Below are 17,490 nucleotides of genomic sequence, written 5' to 3'. Positions count from 1 at the left end.
TGGCGGTGTGACAGCACTCTCCGCCCGGCGACGAATCCCGATCGCGAAAATCGCGACCGGGCTGGTTCTGGCCCTCGCCATCCTGGCGGCGGTAGATCTGGGGTTCACCGCGCTGGCCGTCGTCCTGTCCGCCGTCGACCCGAAGATCGGTCTGATCGGCGACGCCGGTGCGGTGCTCAGTTACTTCACGTTCTACCCCAGTGTGCTGGTTGCCGCCCTCACCCTGCTGGCCGGCGCACTCATCGCCTGGCGCAATCCGGAGCTCACCCGGCTGGGCATCGCGGTGGTGATCACGGGCATCCTCTCGGCCGCGTTCGTCGCCGTGGCATTGCTGCCGCACGCCCTGGGTTAGGCCTTTTCAGACCGCGGCGCGATTGCGCCGCCATGACAGGATCCCGGCGATGATCGCTCCGAGGATGAAAGCTCCACCGATCACGTAGGCGGCAGACTTGACCGCGGGGATGCTCGCGGCGAAGTAGCCGGTCACCGTGAGAAGGACACCCCAGACCAGCGCGCCGACCAGGTTCGCCGCGACGAATTTGAGGTAGTCCATGCGGGCGATTCCGGCGATCGGTGGCACGAGCACTCGCCCCCACGGGATGAAACGCCCCACGACCACCGCCCACCAGCCGAGGTCGGTATAGAACTTCTCTGCGCGTCGGATGCTGCGCTGAACCCAGGCGCCGGTGCGCCGGTCGAGGTAGGGCCGTCCGTAGTGGCGGCCGAGGAGGAATCCCACCTGGTCACCGAGGAAAGCGGCGATGCCCACGCCGACGGCCAGCACCCAGATATTGATTCCGCCGTGGCCGGCGGAGAGGATGCCCGCGGCGAAGAGCAGGGAATCCCCGGTGATGAAGGGGATGAAGACGCCGACGAAGAGCCCGGTGCCCGCGAAGACGAGCCCCCAGACGATCAGGTAGAAGACAATCGGCCCGAACAGGTCGAGCCAACTCGAGACCTGGCCGTCGAGAGCGGCGAGTCGGAGCATCCGGTGTCCTTCAGTGATCGCCGTCGGTAGGGGGAAGAGGGGTGTCAGGCCTCTGGGTCGTGCGGAACGTCGTCGCTCTGGCTCGCACTCGCGCCGCGCTCGGCGAGAGCAGCGGCGCGTTCGGCGAGGCGGCGCTGCACGTCGGACTGGGCTGACGCGATCACCTCGGGCGCGAGATGGGGATTCTCGTGTGCGTTGGTCCCGTGGTGTTTCTCGATGTAGGCATCGAGTTGCGGGCCGGACTCCCAGGAGGTGATGAGGCAGTACCGCGGCTCCGGTCCCTTGTGCCACACCGCGTGCCAGAAGCGCTGGGTGTCGACGATGATCTGGGCACCAGCGGGCAGCGCGATCCGCACCTCGTTGGTGGGGTCGAAACGGTCCTCACGCAGTGTCATGAATGATTCGGGGTCGTCGCTGAGGTTGAAGAATCCGCGAACGATCCACCCGGAGCCATCCGGATTGAGCCGGTTGTTGTCGTCCTGGTGGAGGTTGTAGAGGGTGTCGGAATAGACGTTGGGCTGCAGTTCGATCACGCGGCATCGGCCGACGTTGGCGCCGGGCTCGGTGGCCCTGGCGGTGAGACGGGGGGCCTTCGCGACCTGGGAATCGATCCAGACGCCGTCCTTGTCGGTGCGCGGAGGGGTGTGATTCCAGAATCCGTTGACCTCGATGTCGCCGAAGGCACTGGCGAGGGGGGCGAACCGGGTGACGCCGGAGGACTTCCAGTCGACGTACTCGAGATCCATCCACTCCTGGGGATCGGCGGCCTGGTCGTACGCATCGAGGATGACGTAGCCCTTTTCGTCGAGGAGGGCGGACTTGACGTAGCTCATCTGAAATGAACCCCTTCGTTAAGAGAGCCAGCGCGTTTCAACGGGCCCAACTTAGGCAACCCTAACATCTTCGGTTCGATGCCCTTCGGGTCTTAAGTCCTGAAATTCAGACCCTCCGGATTGCCGGGAGCCTAGGATCGATGTCACCATGACGGACACCTCCACGGGCGGCAGGTTCGACCCCCGCTTCAACCCCGCCTTCCAGCCCGGCTACGACCCCGCCGTTCACGAAAGCCCGCCGGTCGTCCCCGAGCGCGCCCCGGTGCCGGAGCTGGTGGAGCATCCGCTCCCCCCGGTAGCGGCGGCTCCGGTCTCGGAGGCGATGCCCGCGCAACTGTCTGACGACGCGACGGCGCCCCCCGCGCGACGCTTCGACCCCTACCTCGCCGGCCTCTGGGCCCTCAGCGTCGCGTTCGTCGCCGCGGGAGTGCTGACCGTCCGCTACATCGCGGACCGGATGGATCGGCTGAACACCACCGGTGGCGGCAGTGCCTTCGATTACAACCTGGTGCTCGTGTACACGATCGCCGCGCCGCTCCTGGTGATCCTGGGGCTCGCGACGGCGACAGCGACCCTGTTCGTGCTGGCGGCCCGACGGCGCTGACTCGGTCTAGCTCGATTCCGCCGGGTTCGTGACGGGCGGAACGACGGGAGCGGTTGCAGCCGGGGCCGGTGCAACCGGGGCGGGAATGCTCGAGCTGCGGTACGCCTTGCGGATCACGCTGAACGCTCCGAGCGTCCCGAGTGCGAGGGCGATGAGCAGGTTGAGCAGGTTGGCGTTCAGCAGCAGGCCGAAGTCCGCGGAGAAGTTGGGCCAGAACAGCGGATCGAGCACCGCGGCGAAGGGGTTGAGTCCGAGTTGCTCGCCGGCGAACTTCGCGTAGTCGGACACGAGGCCGAAGTAGAAGCTGAGCAGGATCGTCACGAGCACGATCCCGGCGATGACCAGGGCCCCGACCCGCGAGACCAGCCCGCCCGAGCCCTTGCGGTAGAGCCAGGCGGCGAAAGCGGCCACCGCGAAGGCGACGATCGCGGAGACGAATCCGATGCTCCAGATGACCACCCAGAGCACGATCCCGAGCGGCACGGCGACCGCGGCGAACATTCCGCCCCTCACCACGTTCTCTGGCACCGGCACTGGTGCCGCCTCTGATGGCGGCGTGAAAGACATGGACATGGTTCCCCCCAAGGAAGTGATGATTTCCTTACCTTAGTGGTGTCATGAGATCATGTCACTTCTGACAGTTCGGGCACCAATAGGTGTCCCGCAGCTGCAGTGACGTTTCGCCGAGTTCCCCGTGCTCGATTCGGGTTCCGCAGCGCAGGCAGGGCTTGCCCTCGCGGCGATAGACCCAGTCGGTCTCCCCGCGCAGCGAGCCGGTCGTGGTGCGATCTACCCGGTCTTTGTTGGCGTCGATGAGCCGGTGGGCCAGGGCCACAAGCTTCGCGGGATTCTCGATATCGCCGACAGGCCGGGTGGGAAGGGCGCCGCTGAGAAAGCAGAGCTCGTTGCGGTAGACGTTGCCGAGTCCGGCCATGACGCGCTGGTCGAGGAGGGCGAGGCCGACCGCGCGGGCAGGGTCGGCGGTGAGGCGAAGGAGCGCCTCATCCGCGTTCCAGTCCGCTCCGAGCAGATCGGGCCCGAGATAGCCGACGACGCTCGCTTCGTCGTCGCGAGCCACCACGTCGAGAGTACCGAGCTCGAAGCCCACGGCGACCCAGTCAGCGGTGGCGAGCACGGCCCGCGCCTGCCATGCGGGCCGACGCCACTTCGTGCCGTGACGGTAGACGTGCCACGACCCCTCCATCTTGAGGTGGCTGTGGATGCTGTGCTCGCCGACCCTGATCAGGAGGTGCTTGCCACGACTCACCACGCCCTCGACCACATCGCCGGTGAGATCGACCGTCGCGAAGGCTGGCACACGGATGTCGCAGCGGCTGAGTTCACCGCCAGCCAGCGCCGCATTCAGGTTCACCGCGGTTCGGTAGACGGTATCGCCCTCTGGCACGTCAGTGTCCTGTCATCCGGATGGCCGAAGTCGTCATCCGCGCAACCGGAGTCCCTGCGGCGTCGCGCTGAAACCCGCGTCGACGAGAGCGTCGCCGAGGCCCGTGCCGATCACGAAGTCACCGTTCACCCGCTCGACCCTGAGCCGACCACCCGAGCGACGGATGACCGAGGCGAGCGAGTGCGCCGCCGCCGCCACTGCGCGGGGGTCTTCCGTGAACGTGAGCATCGTCTTGCCCCCGCGCTCCACATACAGGGTGAGCATCCCGTCGACGATCACCACCAGCGCACCGGCCTTACGCCCAGGGCGGTGGCCGCGCTTGGAGTCCTCTGCGCCCTCGACGACCGGGGCAGCCGGCCAGGCGAGTGCGGCACCGTAGGCATTCGCCGGGTCGGTCGCGGCGAGCGTGATGGCCACGGGTGCGCGCTCGGAGTCGGGTTCGCGGGCGAACGAACGCAGCCTGTCGACCGTCGCCCCGGTGGCGAACTGGGCGGCACCGAGCCCCTCGACGAAATAGCCGCGGCGAGCACGGCCGGTCTCCTCGAACCCGCTGAGCACCCGGTAAGCGAGGGAGAATCCGCCGCGAATGCCCTCGCTCACCACCGCACCGCGGGTGACGACGCCGTAGCGCTCGAGCAACAGCTCGGCGGTCGCGACGCCGCGCACCGTGGCATCCGGTTCCGCAAGTGGAAGCAGGGACCAGCGCCCGGCGGCGCTCGGTGGACCGCCGACACTCGGCATGCTGGGCCGCGCCCGGCCGCGATAGGCGCGCGACCGTGGCACCGCGCGAGCCTTCGTCGTCGTGCCCCCGAGGTAGGAGCGCAAGGGAGAGAGGGTGTCGTTGGTCACCAGCCCCGACCAGACGAGATCCCACAGTGCGGCGAGCAGCGCCGAGTCATCGGTGCTTCCGACGGCGTTGGAGAGCTGGCGGAAGAAGTACGCGCCACCGCCGGTCAGGCTCGCGAGGATCGAGCGCTGCAATTCGGTGGTCTCGGCGCCGGTGGGCTCCGGAAGGGTGAGGCTCGCGCTGTCGGCCAGGTGCAGGCTCAGCCAGCCGTCATTGCCGGCGAGTGCGCCACCCCCCGACCAGATGACCTCACCCGATGCGGTGAGCTCGTCGAGCATCACCGGCGAGTAGTCCCTCACCCGAGCGGGAAGCACCAGCGACTCCCAGGCGGATGCCGGCAGTGCGACCCCGGCGAGTTGGTCGATCACCGCGGCAAGGCCGTCGACCCCGCGCAGCGGCTCGTCAATGTGCTGCCATGAGGGCAGGAATCGCCCGAGAGTCGCGGCATCCACCGGTTCGACCTCGTGGCGGAGGGCAGCGAGGGACCGGCTGCGCAGCCGCCGAAGCACCTCGACATCGCACCACTCGCTGCCGGTCGCGCCCGGCCTGAACTCTCCCTCGACCACGCGCCGCTGGCTCGCGAGGGTGCGAAGGGCGCTGAGAACGACGGCCGTGCCGAGACCGAGGCGGTCGGCGACGGCGGCGACGGTGAACGGAGCGTGGGTGCGGGCGAAGCGACTCACCAGGTCACCGAGGGGGTCATCCACCGGCTCGATGAAGGCGGAGGGGATGCCGATGGGCAAGGGGGTTCCGAGCGCATCGCGCAGGCGCGCAGCGTCCTCGATGATCGCCCAGCGTTCGCTGCCGGCGCGCCAGATCCGGTTGGATCGGGCGAGGCTGGCCAGAGCCGTGTCGAGAGTCGTTCCGATCAGTCCGCTCGCGGGGTCGAGACGCAGCACGATCTCGGCTTCGGTCAGCGGACCGAGCATGCGCAGCAGGTCCACGATGCCCTCCGCGTCGTGGGCACGCCGATCCGGTGCGAGCCTCTGCAGCTCGAGCTCGAGTTGCTCGATGACCGCGGGGTCGAGCAATTCACGCAGCTCGGCGCGGCCCAGTAGCTCGGCGAGCAGTGTCGGGTCGAGCGAGAGGGCGGCGGCGCGGCGCTCGGCGAGGGGCGAATCGCCCTCGTACATGAACGCCGCGACATAGCCGAACAACAGTGAACGAGCGAAGGGCGATGCCTGCTCCGTCTCCGTCTCGACGATCCGGATGCGCCGACTTTCGATCTGTTCGGCGAGCTCGGTGAGCGCGGGGAGGTCATAGACGTCCTGCAGCACTTCTCTCACCGCCTCGAGCACGATGGGGAAGCTCGGGTACTTGCGCGCGACATCCAGCAGCTGTGAGGCCCGCTGGCGCTGCTGCCAGAGCGGGGAACGCCGTCCCGGGTTGTAGCGGGGCAACAGAAGAGCCCGGGCTGCGCACTCACGGAACCGGGAGGCGAACAGTGCCGATCCCCCCACCTCCTCGGTCACGATGTCGCGCAGTTCGGCAGGCTCGAAAACGAAGAGCTCCGCGCCGGGTGGCTCGCTCTCCGTATCGGGGATGCGCAGAATGACTCCGTCGTCGCTTGCCATGGCCGCGCCATCGAGACCGAAGCGCTCGCGGATGCGCGCTCCGATCGCCAGCGCCCACGGCGCATGAACTTGCATGCCGTAAGGGGAATGGAGGATGACGCGCCAGTCGCCGAGCTCGTCACGGAATCGCTCGACGACGAGGGTGCGGTCACTCGGCACCTGGCCCGTCGCCTTCTTCTGGTCGTCGATGAACGCGACGAGGTTGTTGACCGCGCGGTAGTCGAGTCCTCCGAGCACGGCGCGGGTTCGGGCATCCGTCGTCGAGCCGTTCGCGATCACCCGGGTGAATTCCCCGATGGCGCGACCGAGTTCCGCGGGGCGACCGATGCCGTCACCTTTCCAGAACGGCACCTTGCCCGGTTGACCGAACGCGGGGCTTACGATCACGCGATCGTGGGTGATGTCCTCGATGCGCCAACTGGTGGCCCCGAGGGCGAAGACGTCGCCGACGCGGGATTCGTACACCATCTCCTCGTCGAGCTCGCCGACTCGCGCGGGCGCCCGATCCCCGGTGCCGGAGCCCACCATGAACACCCCGAACAGCCCACGATCCGGGATCGTGCCGCCAGAGGTCACCGCGAGACGCTGGGCTCCGGGGCGACCGGTGATCGTGCCGCCGACACGGTCCCAGACGATTCGGGGGCGCAGTTCTGCGAACTCGTCGGAGGGATACAGCCCGCTGAGCAGGTCGAGCGTCGCGTCGAAGGCCGATCGCGGCAGGCCGGCGAAGGGTGCGCTTCGGCGCACGGTGTCGAACCACTCGTCGACATCGAGCGAGTCGAGCGCCACGGCGGCCACCGTTTGCTGGGCGAGCACGTCGAGGGGATTCTGTGGGATGCGCATCGCCTCGATGAGACCGGCGGACATCCGCTCGCTGGCGACCGCGGAGTGGATGAGATCGGCCCGATGCTTGGGAAAGATGATGCCGCGCGACACCTCGCCGACCTGGTGGCCGGCACGACCGACGCGCTGGAGGCCGCTCGCGACACTGGGCGGGGATTCGACCTGGATCACGAGGTCCACCTCCCCCATGTCGATACCGAGTTCGAGGGAACTCGTCGCGACCACGCAGCGCAGGCGACCGGACTTGAGATCGTCTTCGATGAGGGCGCGCTGCTCCTTCGACACCGAGCCGTGGTGCGCGCGTGCCAGCAGCTCTGCCGGTCGAGCGGGGCGCCCTGCGCCCGTGTCGAGACCCGCGGTCCGGGTCTCGACACGCTCGCTGGCGCTCGCTACTCGACCAGCGGAGACACCGGCGCTCTCCAGCTCACTCTCCTCCGTGCGGAGCGTGTAGATCTCATTGAGCCGCGCGGTCAGTCGCTCGGCGAGCCGACGGGAATTCGCGAAGACGATCGTGGACCGGTGCTCGAGAATGCGATCGACGATCTGCTCCTCGACGTGCGGCCAGATCGACCCCTGCACTGCCTCGGTCGATGCCGCCGCTGAGCCCTCCCGCACCGCCGGAGCCGTGCCGAGTTCGGTCATGTCCTCGACCGGCACGACCACGCTCAGGTCGAACTTCTTCGTCGAGGGGGGAGCGACGATGGTGACGGGCGCGCCGCCGGCGAGGAATCGTGCCACCTCTTCGCGCGGCCGCACGGTCGCGGAGAGTCCGATCCGCTGGGCTGGCTTGTCGAGCAGCAGGTCGAGTCGTTCGAGCGACAGAGCGAGGTGGGCGCCGCGCTTGGTCGAGGCGACGGCATGAACCTCGTCGATGATCACCGTCTCCACGCCCTTGAGGGTCTCCCGGGCCGACGCGGTGAGCATGAGGTAGAGGGACTCGGGGGTCGTGATCAGGATGTCCGGGGGCAGGCGTTGCAACAACCGGCGATCACCGGAGGTGGTGTCGCCGGACCGCACGCCGACGGTCACCTCGGGAGGGGACATCCCCAGTCGCTTCGCGGTCTGAGTGACGCCCACGAGCGGGGCTCGAAGGTTGCGCTCGACGTCCACCGCGAGGGCCTTGAGCGGGGAGATGTAGAGAACTCGGGTGCGGAGGTTGCGGTCATCCGGAGCCGGTGTCGTGGCCAGACGGTCGATGGCCCACAGGAACGCCGCGAGGGTCTTTCCCGACCCGGTCGGTGCCACGACGAGGGCATTGGCGCCGGCGGTGATCGCCTCCCAGGCACCCAACTGCGCCGGAGTGGGCGCGGGGAACGCCCCCGAGAACCAGTCTCGGGTCGCCGGGGAGAATCGCCCGAGCACATCGCTCATGCTCCTATCCTCCCCGAACCCGCTGACAGTTGCGGATTGTCCCCAGGGTGCGACGCGACCGGAGGCGCATCCGCCTCGGCGGTACGGGGCCTCAGCAACGTCGCCTCCCACACCGGCCGGCCCTCGCAGTGGCATTCGGCGACCTCGATCATCTCCTCCGTCCCCAACGCCGGGGTGATCCGGTCGATTGGCGTCGCCGTGCATCTCGCGGGGGAGCGTCGGCAGCAGCGGTCTCTTCCTGCCGTGGCCGTTCTCGATCGTCGGCGATCTGATTCTCGGCTCCGACTCGAGCGCTGTCGCAATCGCCGGTCATCCGCGGCACAGCCAGGCTGTGCCGCCAGTCATGCGGAGGGTCGTGGAGGGGTGACAATGGAGCATGAGCTCCGTAGGCACACCTGACCCGAATTCCGGCTGGCTGTCCGATGAGGAGCTCGCCGAAACACGGCGACGGCTTCCCCTGCTCTACGTCGAAGCGGTGCCCGTGCGAGTGGACGGCGTCGGCCAGGTCACCCAGGTCGGCATCCTGCTGCGCGCCAACTCCGCCGGCGCGATCACCCGCACCCTCGTCTCCGGCCGGGTGATGTACGGCGAGAGCCTTCGGGACGCGCTCTTCCGCCATCTCGAGAAGGATCTCGGCCCCATGGCATTTCCGCTGCTGCCCTCGAGCCCCATCCCGTTCTCGGTCGCAGAGTACTTCCCGTTTCCGGGCTCGCAGTTCACCGATGATCGCCAGCACGCGGTATCCCTCGCCTACGTTGTGCCGGTGACCGGCACCTGCGACCCGCGTCAGGATGCCCTCGAACTCACCTGGATGACCCCCCAGGAGGCGGCTTCCGACGAGGTCTCAGCCGAGATGGAGGGCGGGCGCGGCGCGCTCGTTCGCGCGGCTCTCGCCTCGGTCGGTCGACTGTACTGAGAGCCCTTCCCCGCTGGCCCGGCTCACGAGCGCCCGAACTCACGAGCGCCCGAACTGGCGAGCGCCCGCACTCACGAGCGCCCCTGTCATTGTGCGGAGCGGAGGGTGGCACCGGCTCCCCGAGAGCAAGACAAAGGGCCCCAACACCGAAGTGTGAGGGCCCCTTTCAGGTCGTGTGACTAGCGACCGCCGCCGCCACTGCGACGACGTCCGCCGCCCTGTGACATGCCGACGAGTCCGCCGCCGGATCCGGCACGGCCGGCACCGGATGACGCACCGCCGCGCGGAGCCCCGCCCGAGCGAGGAGCGCCGGATGACGCACCCTCGCCGCTCGCCGTGCTGTAGAAGTTGCGCGAGCCACCGGCTGCCGGCGCACCGTCGCGGTTGGCACGCTTGCGCTGGGCGTTCGCGCCCTGCGAACCGCCCTGTGAGCGACCCTGTCCGGCGGAACGTCCGCCCTGCGACTGGCGCTGCCCGCCGGAGCGGGCCCGCGGAGCGCCCTGGACCTGGACGGCAGCGCGGGGAGCGGGCTTGACCCAGGCGGCGACATCACCGACGAGGGCGGTGACGGCGGCCGAGTCGGCCGAGACCTGCTGCGGGGTCACGGTGATCTCCGCCTTCTTGAGCAGGGCGGCGGTGTCGCGACGCTGGGTCGGGAGCACGATCGTGACGACCTCGCCCTCCTTGCCGGCGCGGGCGGTGCGACCGGAGCGGTGCAGGTACGCCTTGTGCTCGGCCGGCGGGTCGACATGGATGACCAGTTCGATGTCGTCCACGTGCACGCCGCGCGCCGCGACATCCGTCGCCACGAGCACCCGGGTGTCACCGGCGGCGAAGGAGGCGAGGTTGCGATCGCGCTGCACCTGAGAGAGGTTGCCGTGCAGGTCGACGGAGGGGATGCCCGCGTCGGTGAGCTGCTTGGCCAGTTTCTTGGCGTGGTGCTTGGTGCGCATGAAGAGGATGCGGCGACCGGTGCCGGAGGCGAGCTTCTTGATCAGTTCGTTCTTCGCTTCGACAGAGTCGACCTCGAACACATGGTGTGTCATGGCGCTGACATGTGACGTCGCTTCGTCGACCGAGTGCAGCACCTCGTTGTGGAGGTACTTCTTCACGAGGCGATCGACTCCGTTGTCCAGCGTTGCGCTGAACAGCATGCGCTGTCCGGACTGGGGGGTCTTGTCCATGATGCGGGTGACCACGGGAAGGAAGCCGAGGTCTGCCATGTGGTCGGCCTCGTCGAGGATCGAGATCTCCACGGCATCCAGCGAGACGAAGCCCTGCTTCATGAGGTCTTCGAGGCGGCCGGGGCAGGCGACGACGATGTCGACACCGGCCTTGAGCGCCGCGACCTGGCGCTGCTGCGAGACGCCGCCGAAGATGGTGACGGACTTGAGTCCGTAGACATCCGCGAGCGGGGTGAGCGCAACGGTGATCTGGGTGGCGAGCTCGCGGGTCGGAGCGAGGATGAGCGCGAGAGGGCGTCCCGGGCGACGCTGGCCGCCAGCAAGCGTGCCGCCGAGACGGGCGATCATCGGGATGGCGAACGCGAGGGTCTTGCCGCTGCCGGTCTTTCCGCGGCCGAGCACGTCCCGTCCCGAGAGAGTGTCGGGAAGCGTGTCGACCTGGATCGGGAACGGGGAATCGATCCCCTGCGCGGACAGGGCCGTGACGAGGGGGGCCGGCACGCCGAGCGCGCCGAAGGATGAGGTGGATTCAGACATGGTGGAGCTTTCGGATAGAACCACACGCCGGCTATCGAGCTTGTGACACCCGGGTGTGAAGTGGCGAGAGCGACGATGGCCGCAATCGATCGCCGCAGAAAGTGTCTACAACCCGTTCGCAATGGTGATGCGACGGGGAGAAGAGGGAGCGTTCAACGACGCAGGGAGACCTTCGTGGTCTCGCAAGTACCCCAACTCTAGCAGGTGGGGTCAGTGCACTCCCGAATACCGTTCGCCGACGGGGATCTCCACGGCCACACGATTGCCCGCCTGCGCGAGCGGGCAGGCCCACGCCGGGTCATAGGCGCAGGAGGGGTTGTAGGCGAAGTTGAAGTCGAGCACGAGAGAGTCGCGAGCTCGGCCGGGGCCGAGATCGGCACCCTTGATGGTGTCGAGGAGGTAGCGTCCGCCGCCGTAGGTGCCGCCCGGGTGCCCGGCGAGGGCATCCTTCACGGGAAGGAAGATGCCGCCGCCGTAGCTGCCGAGCTTCCAGACGTCCAGTTGCCCGATGCCGGGGACATCCGCGACTCCGATGAGGTCGAAGGGCACGACGCCGTCGGTTCCGGTCTCGAAGTCCATGTGCCGGGGCTCGGCCGCCGTCACGGCGACTTCGAACCGCCAGTCCGGGTCATAGGGCTTCACCGGCAGTCCGGTGAAGGCGGCGAGGTCGTCGGGCAGCAGCGGGGACGACGGGTGTTCGGCGAAGAGCCGATCCCGTTCCCGCCTCCACAGGTCGTGGGCAGCGAAGAGATCCGTGGCGGCGCGCACCTCCGCGTAGAGCGCGAAGACGCGACGGCGCCAGTCGGCGACCTCGAAGGCGGTCATGACGTGCGGGGCTTCCAGGTCGGAGCGAGAGAACGGATGCGGGCGCCGCGCCACTGCCAGAACGCCCAGTAGCCCAACCAGAGCAGCGGGGTCAGGGATCCAGCCTCGAAGACCAGCTGGTCACGGTACAGGGTGCGGCCGCCGGCCGCCGGAGCGATGGCGATCGAGTGCTGCCACTTCGTGACGAGGGCGAGCGGTCCGCTGAGTCCGCGGCCGTTGTCCACCTGCACGCGCACGTCGTCATCACGCTCGGGGTAGGAGATGCCGATCACCTGGTCTCCGACGGGCACCAAGCCGAAGCTCGAGATCTTCACCGGATGCTCTCCGGCGGACCACGACACGGGAAAGCCGGCGGGTTCGAGTGACTCGAAGGTGGAGAACGGAGCCGAGACCTGCTGCATGCCCCGGGGGGAGCGCACGGCGTCCCACGCGGCATCCGGAGTGCAGTCCAGCACGAGCTTGAGGAGGATTCGCATCGGTCAAGTCTGCCACCGGCGCCTGAGGGAATTCAGGTTGCGTGCGTAGCGTTGTGCCCACTACCCACCCATAGCCTCCAGGAGGAATCATGACCCAGGCAATTCTCAATGGCGTCGTCATTGCCGACGCTCCGCAAGACGAGCTCATCAAGATCGAGGGCAACTGGTACTTCCCCCCGTCGAGCGTCAAGAGCGAGTTCCTCGTCGACAGTGCGACGCCGTACACCTGTCCGTGGAAGGGCGCCTGCCAGTACTTCAGCGTCAAGGATGGCGACACCCTGCTTCAGGATCGCGCCTGGAGCTATCCGCACCCCTACGAGACCGCCTTCGCGCGCACGGAAGGCAAAGACTTCAGCAACTACGTCGCCTTCTGGAAAGAGGTAACGGTCAGCTAGTCCCGCTCGATCACCCTCACTCCGGCGGGGGAGCGTCTTCGGAGGTGCGGGCCCGGTGGGCTCGCACCTTCGCCCTGTTCCCGCAGCGCTGCATCGAACACCATCGACGGTTGTTGGAACGTGATTCGTCGTAGAAGACGAGATCGCAGTCATCCGCCGCGCACTCGCGGATGCGATCGCTGGGGTTGGCCGCGAACAGTTCCACTGCCTCTCGCGCGAGCACAGACAGGGCCTGGCTGGCCTTCGCGCGGGAGCGTCCGGCCTGGCGCGTGCCGCCCACGAGGGAGGGAGCGATGTCCGGGGTCGCCGCGAAGAGGTTGATCACGTCGACATCGTCGGACGGGATCTCGGTGTTGCTGCTTCGGGCGAGAGCCGCGCGCGCGAGCGATCCGCGAAGCGCCCGTGCGTCGACAAGGTCACGGTCGGTCGCGCCGTCGACCACTTCGGGAAACCGAGAGGTGAGCCACGCCGTGAGGTCGGACGCCGCATGAAGCGTCTCCCGGTCGGAGGTCATCGCCCCGGTGTAGGCGAAGTCGATCGCCAGCGAGCCCGAGTCGAACCACCAGTCCCGGCCGTCATCCAGGGTCATCTCCTGGCCGGTCGGGCGGCCATCAGTCGTGAACATGTAACCAATGTAGTCGGTTACTAGACTGGCTCTCATGGAGGAGACAGCAATGACCGAAACGCCAGGAAAGACGAAGGATGCCGGCTGGGACGTCGGGGTGCGGCAGACCGTGCCCGCGCGCGTCGATGTCGCCTGGCAGTTCCTCATCGGTGAGGGCCTCCCCCTGTGGTTGGGCGAGACCACCCTGCCTCGCGTGAAGGGCGAGTCCTATCGCACGGCCGATGGTGTGGCCGGCGAGGTGCGCGCCTACGCGGAGAACGCGAAGCTGCGTCTCACCTGGCAGCCGGAGGACTGGCCCCACGAGACCACCCTCCAGGTCTCGGTGAAGGAGGTGGACGGTGGCACGACGATCGTCATCCACCATGACCGTCTCGCCGACCGCGAGGAGAGACGGATGATGCTCGGCCACTGGAAGAACGTCGCGGCGCACCTTGCGGCCGCCTTCGATCCCGACCGCTGAGTCCCGCCCGCTGAATCTAGGCCGCTGGCTCTCGGCCGCTGGCGGGACGCCGCGCGGTCAGCGCTGCCGCGCCACCTCGCGTTGTGTCCAGGCGATGGTGTGGGCGGCGTCGAAGCGCCGGGAACAGCGTCCGCACGCGAGGGTGCGGGTGGGGCGGCGATACCGGTAATGGAGATGCCCGGCCGGGCAGGCTCCCACCCAGGGCGCTAGTTCGCTGGCGATCGCTCCGTCGTGCAGGCGGTTTCCCTCGTATCCGAGGTCTGCCGCAACGGACTTCCAGCGCGGACCATGACCGGCGCGGGTGCCGGCGATGGCGTGGGCGACCTCATGCAGCAGCACCTGGTGGATCTCGTCGTCCTCATATCTCGAGGCGAGATAGCGCGAGACGCTGATGGTCTTCGAGGTGTAGTTGCAGAGTCCGGCCCGCGTCTTCGCGGAGTCGAACGTGAAGCTCCACGCGGGGTCGAGGTGCAGGGCGATGAGGGCATCCGCCCACCGACGCACCCGCAGAAGCTCAGCCAAATGCCGCTGCCTGTCGCGTGGCGACCTCCAGCGCGAAGCGGGCGGATTCGACCTCGGACACGGGTGCTTCCGATCCAGTGCGGATGTCGAGGGCGGCCGCGAATGCCTCCCGGGATTCCGTGTAACGCCCGAGGTCGAACAGGGCGGACCCCGAGAAGTAGGCGGCCGAGCCCTCGAGGGCCGCCCATTCTTCGAGGGCGGCCGTGGCCCGCACGGCCGTCATCTCGGCAAGGGCCCGGTCGAGTTCACCCTGGTACTGGAAGATGCGCGCTCGCCGCAGGCGGGCGGCGGTGAGCTGTTCGCGATCCCCGCTGAAGTGGGCGAGTCGAAAGGCCTGTTCGGCGGCCACGAGTGCCTCGCCGTGCCTGCCGAGCAGGCGCAGCAGCTCGGCCTTCTCCCCGAGCGCAGCAGTGCTGCGCCCGTTGCCGAGTTCGGCGAGTCGGGATTCGACGAGGGCACGGTCGACGTGCTCTCGCAGGGTCTCGGGGTCGTAGCCGGTAATCATCTCTTCGAGATTAACCCGCGCGAGAGACATCCAGTCGCACTTCCACGAGTTTGTCGTCGCCCTCGCCCGGTGTTCCGCGCCCGTCGGTGTTGTTCGTGAGCACCCAGAGCGATCCGTCCGGGCCGGCAACGGCATCCCTCAACCGTCCGAGATCGCCGGTGAAGTAGGGCTGCGCGGTGATGGTGCTTCCCGGGTTGATCGCCCAGAGTCGTTCCCCCCTCAGCGCCGCCAGAAAGAAGGTTCCGCCCGCGAAGGCGAGTCCGCTCGGGCTGGCATCGGCGGTAGGCCACTGGTAGAGCGGATCGATGAATCCGCTCTTCGACCCGATTCCCTCCACGACCGGCCAGCCGTAGTTGCCGCCCGGTTCGATCCGGTTGAATTCGTCCCAGGTGTTCTGGCCGAACTCGGCGGCCCAGAGCTGCCCATCCGCGTCCCAGGCGATGCCCTGGGGGTTGCGGTGTCCGAGCGAATAGACGAGGGAGGCGCTGCTCGGGTTGTCCCGGGGCACGCCGCCGGTGGGGGTCATCCGCAGGATCTTTCCGTTGAGGGAGGCCGGATCCTGGGCGCGGCTGGGTTGACCGGCGTCACCGACGGTGGCGTAGAGCATGCCATCCGGTCCGAAGGCGATGCGACCGCCGTCATGGTTGCCGGCCTTGGCGAGCCCGGTGAGGATCGGGGTCGGATCGCCGAGGCGGTACGAGCCGGATTCCCCGGCCAGGGGCATCCGCACGATGCGGTTGTCCGTGGCCGTCGTGAGATAGGCGTAGAGCCAGCGTGCCGAACCGGACGACGCGGGCGGCACCGCGAGGCCGAGCAGGCCGCCTTCGCCGGCATGCACGACGCCCTGCACGACACCGACGTCGCGGAGTCTGCCCGATGGCAGCCGTTCCACCACGGTGCCGGAATCCCGTTCGCTGATCAGGGTGGAATCGGCGTCCCCGAGGCGCACGATCGACCACGGTGATGCGAGCCCGGTCGCCAGCACCCTCGGCTCGCCGACGGGGCGAACGCTGCCGGCCGGTGGGGAAGCCGCCGGGGCGGTCGATGGACCATCGCGCGGCTCCGAGACTTCAGCGCAGCCCGCGAGCACGAGGAGCGAAGCCACAGCGAGAGGCAGTGTCTGGCGCATCATCTCTCGAGTCTGAACCGATTCGCTGGCAATCTCACGTCAGTCGCGGTTGCCCACCTGGAAGATGTTCTTGGCCGGGGGAGGCGATTGCACCGCAGTGTCGTCGGTGACGATCGAGGCTCCCGCGATCCAGTTGCGCAGCTCGGCCCCCTCCACCACCTTGGAGGGATGCGGTCCGCCGGCCAGGAGTCGCGGCATCCAGTCCATGGGCAGTGGTTCGCGCGAGCCAACCATCACCACGTTGCCGAAGCGGCGCCCCTTGAGGATCTGGGTTTCGGCGAGGGCGGCGACGTGTCCGGTGGCGGCGAGCATGGTGGCGGCCTGGCCGCGGGCGAAGGCGAGTCCGGGGCCGTCGGCGACGTTCGCCACGATCACGCCATCGGGCTTCAGCAGCGCAACCGCCTCCCGGTAGAACTCGAGACTCGTCACATGGGCCGGCGTGCGGGCGCCGCTGAAGACATCCACGACCAGCAGGTCGACCTCGCCGCGGAGTCCGCCCGGGAGTTTGCCGAGCACCTCCCTCGCGTCACCGTGCCGCACCCGGATGGACGCGGTGCGCGGCAAGGGCAGGTGGGCGCGAACGAGGTCGACGAGGTCGGTCTCGATCTCCACGACCTGCTGGCGGGATCCCGGGCGGGTCGCCTCGATGTAGCGCGGAAGGGTGAACGCCCCGGCACCCAGGTGCAGGGCGGTGAGCGGTTCGCCCGGCATCCCCAGCTGGTCGATCACATGCCCGATGCGCTGGATGTATTCGAAGAACAGCTGGCTCGGATCCTCGAGGTTCACGTGCGACTGCGGGGTTCCATCGACGATGAGGGTGAAGCTGCCCGGAACCCAGCGATCGGGCTCGATCACCGCACGATAGCCGCTGAGTTTGAGGATCGCGGAGGGATGTTCGGTCACCCCACGACCCTGCCACACTCGCTGCGTCGCCGGGAGGGTACCTCGTTCGGGGAGCCCTTGTTGGGGGAGCCCTTGTTAGGGGGAATTGTCGAGATCTTCACTTTTGTATGAGAATGACTCTCGTAATCGAATCGATCCGGGGAATTCCATGAAGCTGTACGACGAGATCGGCGGAGACGCCGCTATCGCCGCGGTCGTCTCCGACTACTGGCAGCGGGTCAGCGCCGACGAACTCCTGTCGCCCTGGTTCTCTGTCATTGACAGTCACCGACTCCAGTTCCACCTGCACGCCTACCTCACCGTCGCGCTCGACGGCCCGGAGCGCTATGAGGGCAGGAGCATGCGTCATGCCCACGCGGGTCTCCGGGTCACCGGCGAGGCCTTCGACCGCCTGGTCCTCAGGCTGGGGGAGTCGCTCGAGGAAGTTGGCGCCGCTCCGGAGAACATCCGCCGGGTGAATGCCCGGCTTTCGCAGTTGCGGCCGGTGATCGTCGACGTCGAGAGCTGAGTTCGCGGGGCGAGCCCGCCACCGGCCTTCCCGCAGCCTT

General features: G+C 68.2%; 19 protein-coding genes. 6 read left to right on the top strand and 13 right to left on the bottom strand.

The window, feature by feature from the left end; all coding sequences use genetic code 11:
- Positions 1-7: 7 nt before the first annotated feature.
- A complete protein-coding gene (locus tag ABIB54_RS05445) occupies positions 8-352 on the top strand; it encodes a hypothetical protein (protein WP_354574493.1) in 345 nt (114 codons plus the stop codon).
- A gap of 6 nt (positions 353-358) precedes the next feature.
- Here ABIB54_RS05445 and ABIB54_RS05440 read toward each other — a convergent pair whose 3' ends face one another.
- Both ABIB54_RS05440 and ABIB54_RS05435 read right to left on the bottom strand, forming a co-directional pair.
- Complete coding sequence (locus ABIB54_RS05440) at positions 359-988, bottom strand: DedA family protein (protein ID WP_354574492.1); 630 nt, start codon at positions 986-988, stop codon at positions 359-361.
- Positions 989-1,032: 44 nt separating this feature from the next.
- Positions 1,033-1,821 carry a hypothetical protein gene (locus ABIB54_RS05435; protein ID WP_354574491.1) on the bottom strand — a complete coding sequence of 263 codons (789 nt, stop codon included), beginning with the start codon at positions 1,819-1,821 and terminating at the stop codon, positions 1,033-1,035.
- Between the two features lie 148 nt (positions 1,822-1,969).
- Here ABIB54_RS05435 and ABIB54_RS05430 point away from each other — a divergent pair, with 148 nt between their 5' ends.
- Complete coding sequence (locus ABIB54_RS05430; RefSeq protein WP_354574490.1) at positions 1,970-2,425, top strand: hypothetical protein; 456 nt, start codon at positions 1,970-1,972, stop codon at positions 2,423-2,425.
- Positions 2,426-2,431: 6 nt separating this feature from the next.
- On the opposite strand, the gene ABIB54_RS05425 is transcribed toward ABIB54_RS05430, so the two are convergent.
- From ABIB54_RS05425 to ABIB54_RS05415, 3 genes are read right to left on the bottom strand one after another with little or no spacing between them, the layout of a single operon-like run.
- A complete protein-coding gene (locus ABIB54_RS05425; RefSeq protein WP_354574489.1) occupies positions 2,432-2,998 on the bottom strand; it encodes a hypothetical protein in 567 nt (188 codons plus the stop codon).
- Between the two features lie 55 nt (positions 2,999-3,053).
- Positions 3,054-3,830, bottom strand: coding sequence for a DNA-formamidopyrimidine glycosylase family protein (locus tag ABIB54_RS05420; RefSeq protein WP_354574488.1), 777 nt, complete (start codon positions 3,828-3,830; stop codon positions 3,054-3,056).
- 33 nt (positions 3,831-3,863) lie between these two features.
- Positions 3,864-8,465, bottom strand: a complete 4,602-nt coding sequence (locus ABIB54_RS05415) for an ATP-dependent helicase (protein WP_354574487.1) — start codon at positions 8,463-8,465, stop codon at positions 3,864-3,866.
- A gap of 376 nt (positions 8,466-8,841) precedes the next feature.
- Here ABIB54_RS05415 and ABIB54_RS05410 point away from each other — a divergent pair, with 376 nt between their 5' ends.
- Complete coding sequence (locus ABIB54_RS05410) at positions 8,842-9,381, top strand: NUDIX hydrolase family protein (RefSeq protein WP_354574486.1); 540 nt, start codon at positions 8,842-8,844, stop codon at positions 9,379-9,381.
- Positions 9,382-9,560: 179 nt separating this feature from the next.
- Here ABIB54_RS05410 and ABIB54_RS05405 read toward each other — a convergent pair whose 3' ends face one another.
- From ABIB54_RS05405 to ABIB54_RS05395, 3 genes are all read right to left on the bottom strand, one after another.
- Positions 9,561-11,102 carry a DEAD/DEAH box helicase gene (locus ABIB54_RS05405; RefSeq protein ID WP_354574485.1) on the bottom strand — a complete coding sequence of 514 codons (1,542 nt, stop codon included), beginning with the start codon at positions 11,100-11,102 and terminating at the stop codon, positions 9,561-9,563.
- 210 nt (positions 11,103-11,312) lie between these two features.
- Positions 11,313-11,927, bottom strand: a complete 615-nt coding sequence (locus ABIB54_RS05400; RefSeq protein WP_354574484.1) for a DUF1684 domain-containing protein — start codon at positions 11,925-11,927, stop codon at positions 11,313-11,315.
- Complete coding sequence (locus ABIB54_RS05395; protein ID WP_354574483.1) at positions 11,924-12,403, bottom strand: hypothetical protein; 480 nt, start codon at positions 12,401-12,403, stop codon at positions 11,924-11,926. The genes ABIB54_RS05400 and ABIB54_RS05395 overlap by 4 nt, the downstream gene beginning before the upstream one ends.
- An 89-nt stretch (positions 12,404-12,492) precedes the next feature.
- Here ABIB54_RS05395 and ABIB54_RS05390 point away from each other — a divergent pair, with 89 nt between their 5' ends.
- Positions 12,493-12,798, top strand: a complete 306-nt coding sequence (locus ABIB54_RS05390; RefSeq protein ID WP_354574482.1) for a DUF427 domain-containing protein — start codon at positions 12,493-12,495, stop codon at positions 12,796-12,798.
- A gap of 16 nt (positions 12,799-12,814) precedes the next feature.
- Here ABIB54_RS05390 and ABIB54_RS05385 read toward each other — a convergent pair whose 3' ends face one another.
- Complete coding sequence (locus ABIB54_RS05385; protein ID WP_354574481.1) at positions 12,815-13,423, bottom strand: CGNR zinc finger domain-containing protein; 609 nt, start codon at positions 13,421-13,423, stop codon at positions 12,815-12,817.
- Between the two features lie 49 nt (positions 13,424-13,472).
- Here ABIB54_RS05385 and ABIB54_RS05380 point away from each other — a divergent pair, with 49 nt between their 5' ends.
- The gene (locus ABIB54_RS05380) at positions 13,473-13,883 is read left to right on the top strand and encodes an SRPBCC domain-containing protein (RefSeq protein WP_354574480.1); all 411 of its coding nucleotides are present in this window, start codon (positions 13,473-13,475) and stop codon (positions 13,881-13,883) included.
- 57 nt (positions 13,884-13,940) lie between these two features.
- Here the strand turns inward: ABIB54_RS05380 and ABIB54_RS05375 are convergent, their stop codons facing one another.
- Genes ABIB54_RS05375 through ABIB54_RS05360 form a run of 4 tightly spaced genes read right to left on the bottom strand, consistent with a single transcriptional unit; the run spans position 13,941 to position 16,942 of the window.
- Positions 13,941-14,405: a SprT-like domain-containing protein gene (locus tag ABIB54_RS05375; RefSeq protein WP_354574479.1), complete on the bottom strand. Its 465-nt coding sequence runs from the start codon at positions 14,403-14,405 to the stop codon at positions 13,941-13,943.
- A complete protein-coding gene (locus tag ABIB54_RS05370) occupies positions 14,398-14,910 on the bottom strand; it encodes a hypothetical protein (protein ID WP_354574478.1) in 513 nt (170 codons plus the stop codon). The genes ABIB54_RS05375 and ABIB54_RS05370 overlap by 8 nt, the downstream gene beginning before the upstream one ends.
- 10 nt (positions 14,911-14,920) lie before the next feature.
- Complete coding sequence (locus ABIB54_RS05365) at positions 14,921-16,042, bottom strand: PQQ-dependent sugar dehydrogenase (RefSeq protein ID WP_354574477.1); 1,122 nt, start codon at positions 16,040-16,042, stop codon at positions 14,921-14,923.
- A gap of 36 nt (positions 16,043-16,078) precedes the next feature.
- Entirely contained in the window at positions 16,079-16,942 is an 864-nt protein-coding gene (locus tag ABIB54_RS05360; RefSeq protein ID WP_354574476.1) for a spermidine synthase, read from the bottom strand.
- A gap of 148 nt (positions 16,943-17,090) precedes the next feature.
- Between ABIB54_RS05360 and ABIB54_RS05355 the strand changes: the two genes are divergently transcribed.
- The gene (locus tag ABIB54_RS05355) at positions 17,091-17,450 is read left to right on the top strand and encodes a group I truncated hemoglobin (protein ID WP_354574475.1); all 360 of its coding nucleotides are present in this window, start codon (positions 17,091-17,093) and stop codon (positions 17,448-17,450) included.
- The last annotated feature ends 40 nt before the right edge of the window (positions 17,451-17,490 follow it).

The sequence above is a fragment of the Frigoribacterium sp. UYMn621 genome (assembly GCF_040549525.1).
In the GTDB taxonomy this organism is placed as follows: Bacteria; Actinomycetota; Actinomycetes; order Actinomycetales; family Microbacteriaceae; genus Lacisediminihabitans.
The sequence above is the reverse complement of the archived record's forward strand: the minus strand, read 5'-3'. Positions and strand labels throughout refer to the sequence as shown.